The organism is Paenibacillus plantarum (genome assembly GCF_013141695.1).
Taxonomy (GTDB): domain Bacteria; phylum Bacillota; class Bacilli; order Paenibacillales; family NBRC-103111; genus Paenibacillus_E; species Paenibacillus_E plantarum.
On the sequence record NZ_WHNY01000040.1, the window covers coordinates 394,680 to 401,921 of the forward strand.

The following is a 7,242-nucleotide window of genomic DNA, read 5'->3' on the forward strand; positions in this document are numbered from 1 at the left end:
CCCTCCTAAAAGTTTTCGTCAGAAAACTAACTTCGTAAGCATGTATTCAACTATGCTTCTTGTTGGTTGGTCGAATCAGCATCTTCCGATAATCCGTCGGTGAATGTCCAACTAGCTTTTTAAATACACGGCTGAAATAATTCGGATCGTTATATCCCACTTCAAACGTAATTTCTTTGAGACTTTTATCCGTTTCCTGCATCAATTGCTTGGCCGTTTCGATCCGAAATTCCGTCAGAAAGTCAATATAATTCATTCCGAAATGTTCTTTAAACAGCTTACTGACATAGAAAGGATTCCGATCAACCGTAGCTGCAATCCGCTCCAAGGACAATTCCTCATGAGCATGCTTCTGGATATATAACTTCATCGTTTGGAGTAAATCTGTCTCAACGACGTCTCCAACCTGAACTAAGTTTTGAATTAATTGCCGGGATTCTGCTTTCAATTGCATATAGCTTGTCGTTGAATAGGGAAAATAAGGAGTATGGACATCCATCCCCATTTCCTGCAACATGCGGGTCACAACGATTAACACTTCAAAAACTCGTTGCTGCGATAATCCAACGCCTTGCTGAGCACCTTCGAAGATATCAATGATTTTGGCAATCTGATCGCCAGCTGCTTCAAGATTTCCGCGTCTAATCTCTTCGAGCACACGCTTCTCCATCTCAATGGTACGACTGCCAATTGCCTGGATATCATCTCGTGTGAGATTCTCAAATAAACTATAACGAGCAGGCAGTGTGTTATCCATCGATGCCAACAACGCTTCATGATAGGATTTGCGCAAGTCCCTCAGGTCCTTGCATAATCCGCCTATGCCAATAAAAAGACGAAATCCACCCTTCGTATCCAACGCTTGGATCCATTTCTTCGCTACGCTTATAGCCTGTGCGCGATAGGAGAATTCACCATCCATAAAGACAATTGCTGGTACTTGATTGCCTGACATTTTCCCTAGCCAGATCGGATTGGATACATCCAGATGCAACTCACTTACTTGTAGATACATATCATCGTAATCCCGTAAATGCGAAGGTTCCGCCATATCATGCGAGAATTGCAAGGTCATCACAAAACCGTCTCGCCCAGATGGAAGCCCAATTAAGTCAATCATCTCAGCAAGTGATGCCGATTGCACATAATCAAATAGCAGCTGCTCCACAATATCAGCCTCCACTAGAGGCGTCATCTTCTGCAGCCGTACTTGCTCTAAACTTCTACTCGCCAACTCCTGTTGAATCATTTTAATCTCATTCGCTACCCGGCCAATTGTCTCCAGCACGACAGAAATTCGGCTTGGTTTCAACATATAGTCATAGACGCCTAACTTAATGGCTTGTTGAGCAAATTCAAACGTGTCAAATGCAGTGACAACAATAAACTTAACCGCCTTGTTAGTCTCTCTAATCTTCTCTATCGCTTGTAGTCCATTGATGCCGGGCATCTTAATATCCATCGTGATCAGGTCTGGTTGTAACCGCTCTGCGGCTTCAATGGCTTCTCTGCCATTCGCGGCCTGGCCTACGACCTCTACATCTGGAGAACCTTCTTCGATAATTCGTTGCAGCGCAATTCGCTCAATTGGTTCATCATCCACGATTAACATACGAATCAAACGACATGCCCCCTCGGCAGCTTCAATGTAATACAAGTGCCAGCTCCTAGATGGGATTCTATCTCTATGATCTCTTCAACCCCATAAAATAGCTGTAAGCGATGAATCACATTCCATATGCCTATCCCCGTAGAATGGCCTTTATAGATGGAATTTTCCGTATGAGATAATAATCGATTTAACTGCTCTTCATCCATGCCCTGACCTGTATCTTGTACCTGAACAAGGATGTGTTTCTCTTCCTGCTTGACTCGAATCGTAAGCGTGCCACCTTCTTCAGCTGGTTCAATCGCATAAATAAACGCATTCTCTGCAAGCGGTTGCAAAATAAGAATAGGAAGCTCAATGCCTAATGCATCCTCATCAATTTCACGAACGACTTGCAAACGATCACCGAAGCGAGCCTTCTGAATCGTTAAATACTCCTCAAGTACTTCGAGCTCGTCTTTTAAAGACACTCGGCTATCCAACTTGCGGAGATTATATCTAAGCATACCGGCAACCGAGCTAATTAATTCGCTTGTTTTTCCCGCGCCTGCCAAATAAGCTTCCTTCGACAACATATTTAACGTATTGAAAAGAAAATGGGGATTAATCTGACTTTGTAAGCTCTTCAGCTCGCTCTCCTTCAGCATGAGCTTATGTCGATGAAGATCATATTCCAATTGGGCTTTACTTTGAATATCATCGATAAAATGACCGATCTTAAGTCGCATACTGTCCAGCGTTTTAGCCAAAAAGGATATTTCATCGTTATTGCCCAGATCAATGGGATTTTTAAAATTCCCCCGTGACAATTCTCGCGCAGACAGCGTTAATTTCAGCAATGGCTGTGTCACACTATCCACAAATCGATAGGAAAACAGCAAAAGCATCAAAGAAACGAGCGCCAACGTCCAGAGTCCCATCTTCTTAATATTTTCACTTCGCTTAATAATTTTTCTATAGAAGGCATCGTAGGTGTTCTGTTCACCACTAATTAAGGTGAGTGTCGCTTCTGAAATATATTTGGAGATATTGGAGGCTTCGTCAAATTGTTTCGCTGCGTTTTCTTCATCATTATCTTTCTGGAAGCGAACGGCCAAATCCATCGCCTCTGACTGACTTTCCAGCATATTCTGTAAATTATCGAGCAGCATCATGTTGCTTGCATTTCGCAACCAACTCATCTCTGTCTTGGTTCGAAGTAGGCTGCTGTTATCTGTGACATATTGATTCAAGCTTTCTAACGTAGGTGACATTCGATACTTATTCAGAGTGGTTAAAGATTGTTGGCTTAATTGCGAGGCTTGATTCATTTGCATATAGCGCTGAAGAATTTCATTATACTTTTCGACGGTTCGCTGATTATAAATGCTCATGGAGAGCCAAATAATCGCCATAATTACCCAGATCAAGATCGACAGCATCATCATTTTACTACGAATAGTTTTCAGGGCGCTTTCTCCTCTTCTCCAGATGAAGTCACCACGCTAATTGGCGTGAAGTAGCTATTCTCAAGCGGCAGCTGCGCAGCATCTAACCAACGTTTCATCAAATTAACACTGAGAATACCCATATCTTCATAATGCTGCGAGAGCCCAGCTTTCACCTGTCCATTTTTAATAAGCATCATGGTTTGGGGAGAATCATCGAATTGAAAAATCGGATATTCTTTGGTCCGCGAGCGCGAATGCGCCGCTTGAACGATACTCTCTCCCGATTCAGACGACAGTCCGATAAAGGCCTTCACATTCGGATAGTGATTCAAAATATCGTTCGTTTGCATCTTAGGTTGAGTCATATCAGGATCATTAGCTGCAATTACGACCCTTAGTCCTTCATATTTTTTAAAAACTTCGGTCAAACCTTTCAAACGCAAGTCATCTGTTGATGGTGAGGATATGCTCTTAATCACACCGACTTCGCCTTTTCCATTCAACTGGGTCGCAATGTACTCCCCCATAATAATCCCTTCTCGATAATGATCGGAACCGATATAGGACTTGCGCAAGCTGCTCGGAGCATCGGAATTAATCGTAATGATCGGTATTCCTTTCTCCGTCGCCTTCTTCACCATTAGATTAAAATCTGGATGATCCACACCTTCAACAACAATCCCACTCGCTTTGGAAGCGATTGCAATATCGATTTGCTTAATTAACCCTTCCAAGTTCGAACGGTAAACACCCCAGAAATCAATTTGGATATGATGTTCTTCTGCGGCCTCACGTGCCCCTTTTTGAATGGCATTCATCATAAAGCTGCCTTGCTCCTGTGAGATGATCACGATGCGTTCGGCATGTTCATGCTCCATAGGTTCCCCTGCAGTCGACATACTCAAATCGCTTTGGTAAATCTTGAGCATATAGTAGAACGAAAATGACAGCGTGACAAAACTACTGGCTATGATCGCAATCAGAATCAATTTTTTCATACCTTCACCCACAGACTCTTCCAATTTCCAGTAATTCTATCATGATTTCGGAGATTCGAATAGAATCAAAATAAAATCCAGCAACAATTACGTTGCTGGAAGTAGGATTTGTGCAATCTGCTGTAAAACACGCTCATGATTGAAGGCCGTATGTTCATTCCAAGGTGATTCCCAGCCAGCATACCCAGGAGTTAAATGTACCTGCCCCTTCTTGACTGCCGTTAAACCGCGCCAATCCCCCTGTTTATTTAGGTTAGCCCAAGTCGCTTGGGAAATTGGATCCTTACAAATATTCACAATCAAATGATCAGCCTCAAAACCTGCCAACTCTGTTACTTGAAACGGTTTCGTCCAATGAATATCACGCAATTGACTCGCTGGGTTTAGTTCCAAATCATCATACAGGACCGTGCCGGCAAGTCTCCCCAACACCAATAAGTCATTGTGATGGACAATTACGACTACTACTTTATCATCTTTCATCTTCAGCTTGACCTTCTCTCTTACATCAGCAGCTTTCATGTCGTAGGCTTGAAGCCACTTCACTGCCTCCTTCGATTTCCCAACGAAATCACCGATTAGGATCAAATGCTCGCGCCAATTCCGATCCCATGGTAAAAATAAGGTCGGGGCTATTTCCGATAGCTTCATTTGCTCATCTTTGGGAATCCATGCGTCAATTCCTATAATGTAATCAGGTGACGACTGCTGTAAGGCTGTGAGGTTGAACTCATAATGATGACTCAATGGGACCGTTACATCATAGGCATATTTATTCCGATAAAAATCAGTCCAATAATGATCCATAGGTGCGGCATATGGAATAATTTGAAGCGCCAGCAACTGTCCAATATTCACCCAACTATAAGCGGCGACCTTCATCTTCGTATTTTTCAAATAAACAGCAGGCGCCATCCCCATATGCTTCTTGAAATTATTGCTGAAATAGATTTCATTCTTATACCCGACTTGGAATGCAATTTCTCGAATTGAGGCATTCGGGAGCTCACGCATGAGTTCCTTTGATTTACTTAAACGTAATTCTGTCACATATTCAATGACGCCTTTACCAAATTTCTCTTTAAATAATCGCATAAAATGGAAGCGACTTAAACCAGCTCTTGCCGCCAGTGCTTCAATCGTAATTTCTTCCGTATAATCCCGCTCCAGCATGAACTTCGCATATTCCAAAGCGATCGACGTTTTGTGTTCCTCATTTTGTAAGACTAGACTGAGCAGTTCATAAAATCCCGCCTCTGCCCGGAAGCGATCCGCAATTGTACCATTTCCCCAATACGTCACGATCATTTTAACGAGAGGAATGACGGTCGACACGGCAAGATGAATGGCCTCACCTTCACCTGGGAATGTGTTGACAGGCTGAATATTAGCCTCTATGGTTTCCTTTTGCAGAACCGTTACTGCTTGAAACCTAAGCACATAAACGCCGTGATCCTCGTCTTTAGGCAAACCTACTTCAATCAGTTGTCCCGGCTTGCAAATAAATACTGTGCCTAATCGAAGCGGGTAATACTGACCATTAATGACCAAACGGCCATCCGACGTATCTGAAACGACAAGCATGAGCGAGTCCGCCTTAATGAAATCTCGTTCAACCGGCCATTGCAGATCCTTTATCACGATTCGTTCAATGGTTGTCAGCTTATACCACATCGAGTTCAATGAACTCTCGTCCTCTACTTCCGGCGGAGTAACTTCTTGCTTCATATTTTTCCGCTCCTATGTATCTGATTTAAACACGGAAAAGACGAGGGAATCCCCCGTCTTCACTCGAGCTATTTAACTAAATTACGTAGTACATCATCGATAATTAATTGATTGGCCACTACGTTTTGATTGAACCAGTGACCTGAATCTACCTCATACACATGACCTTGCTTCACCGCGGGCAGTTGCTGCCATAATGGATTATCCACAGGAGGCTTCGCACGACCTTTGCCAGAGAGGACGAAAATGTAATCAACATCATCCAGTTGTGCTAATGTTTCCAAGGAATACGTATCATAGTCACCCTTTAGCAATTTCGGCTGTTTGAATCCAAAGCCTTGGTACAATAACTTCCCACTATAGAAATTCGCTCCGAACAATTTAAACCCTTTTTCATTTGCGGATTGGAATAATACGGCTGATTTGTCCCCTACAGCTGTTCGAATCTTATCTTTGGAAGCAGCTAGCTTCTCATCATATTTCTTAACGGCTTGTTCAGCTTCCGTTGATTTGCCCAACACTTCACCTAGCTTGGCAACATTTCCACGCCAGTCGGTCTCATCATTAGACAAGACGAAAGTAGGAGCAATTTTGGAGAAATCTTCATATGTGCCATTCTTCATATAAGTAGGAGCGGCAAGAATTATGAGATCTGGATTATGACTTAACGTTTGCTCTGGTTTGAGTCCACCTTCCATGGCCAGAACAGGAACACCGTTCAACACATTTTGCAAATATTGCTGAGGTTCACCAGCCGCTGACCATTGTGCAACTGGTTTGATGCCAATAGCCGTTAATCCATCTTCTAGGAAAGGTGCAATCACACGCTTAACCTCGCCAGGGATTTTCACTTCATGTCCCATTGCATCCTTCAGGACACGCTCTTGCGGTGCTTTTGCTGCCGGAGTCACTATGGCTTGGGTCGTACTTGCAGGCGCGGCTCCATTTTTCGTATCTGTACCGGCACCACAGCCGGCTAGAAATAAAGAAGACACGAGTAGTACTGCTGTGAAATTAACTAATTTTCTTGCTTGAATCATAATAAATCCCCCTAGATGATACTGATAATCATTATCGATAATTAGGAGTATATAGGACAATTCCTTATTTGTGAATACGCAAAAATGCTGACTTTTCTTGTTGCAACCGCACGATTGCATAGTTTGGAGTAAGATGTGCGCTAGCAGGCGATGGTCGACCGGGATTCTTCTCTTGCGCAAAATTTTTGTGCGCTAGCGGGCGATGGTCGACCGAGATTCTTCTCTTGCGCACAATTCTTGTGCGCTAGCGTGCGATCGTCGACCGAGATTCTTCTCTTGCGCACAATTTTTGTGCGCTATCAGGCGATGGTCGACCGGGATTCTTCTCTTGCGCACAATTTTTGTGCGCTAGCGTGCGATGGTCGACCGGGATTCTTCTCTTGCGCACAATTTTTGTGCGCTAGCAGGCGATGGTCGACCGGGATTCTTCTCTTGCG

General features: G+C 43.4%; 5 protein-coding genes. All 5 read right to left on the reverse strand.

The features are described from left to right. Nucleotides 1–46: 46 nt before the first annotated feature. The 5 genes from GC096_RS14025 to GC096_RS14045 all read right to left on the reverse strand — a co-directional run bounded on the left by GC096_RS14025 (nt 47) and on the right by GC096_RS14045 (nt 6,805). Nucleotides 47–1,612, reverse strand: a complete 1,566-nt coding sequence (locus GC096_RS14025; RefSeq protein ID WP_246302752.1) for a response regulator — start codon at nt 1,610–1,612, stop codon at nt 47–49. A 5-nt stretch (nt 1,613–1,617) separates the two neighbouring features. Further along, nucleotides 1,618–3,018 carry a sensor histidine kinase gene (locus GC096_RS14030; RefSeq protein ID WP_171630941.1) on the reverse strand — a complete coding sequence of 467 codons (1,401 nt, stop codon included), beginning with the start codon at nt 3,016–3,018 and terminating at the stop codon, nt 1,618–1,620. Nucleotides 3,019–3,053: 35 nt separating this feature from the next. Continuing rightward, complete coding sequence (locus tag GC096_RS14035) at nt 3,054–4,037, reverse strand: sugar ABC transporter substrate-binding protein (RefSeq protein ID WP_171630942.1); 984 nt, start codon at nt 4,035–4,037, stop codon at nt 3,054–3,056. An 87-nt stretch (nt 4,038–4,124) separates the two neighbouring features. After that, the gene (locus tag GC096_RS14040) at nt 4,125–5,765 is read right to left on the reverse strand and encodes an AraC family transcriptional regulator (protein WP_171630945.1); all 1,641 of its coding nucleotides are present in this window, start codon (nt 5,763–5,765) and stop codon (nt 4,125–4,127) included. A gap of 68 nt (nt 5,766–5,833) precedes the next feature. Beyond that, a complete protein-coding gene (locus GC096_RS14045) occupies nt 5,834–6,805 on the reverse strand; it encodes an ABC transporter substrate-binding protein (RefSeq protein ID WP_171630947.1) in 972 nt (323 codons plus the stop codon). Between the last annotated feature and the right edge of the window lie 437 nt (nt 6,806–7,242).

Bases quoted from the DNA above. Each gene is read 5' to 3' on its own strand.
- GC096_RS14035 (WP_171630942.1), bottom strand. From the start codon at position 4,037: ATGAAAAAATTGATTCTGATTGCGATCATAGCCAGTAGTTTTGTCACG.
- GC096_RS14045 (WP_171630947.1), bottom strand. From the start codon at position 6,805: ATGATTCAAGCAAGAAAATTAGTTAATTTCACAGCAGTACTACTCGTG.
- GC096_RS14025 (WP_246302752.1), bottom strand. From the start codon at position 1,612: ATGTTAATCGTGGATGATGAACCAATTGAGCGAATTGCGCTGCAACGA.
- GC096_RS14040 (WP_171630945.1), bottom strand. From the start codon at position 5,765: ATGAAGCAAGAAGTTACTCCGCCGGAAGTAGAGGACGAGAGTTCATTG.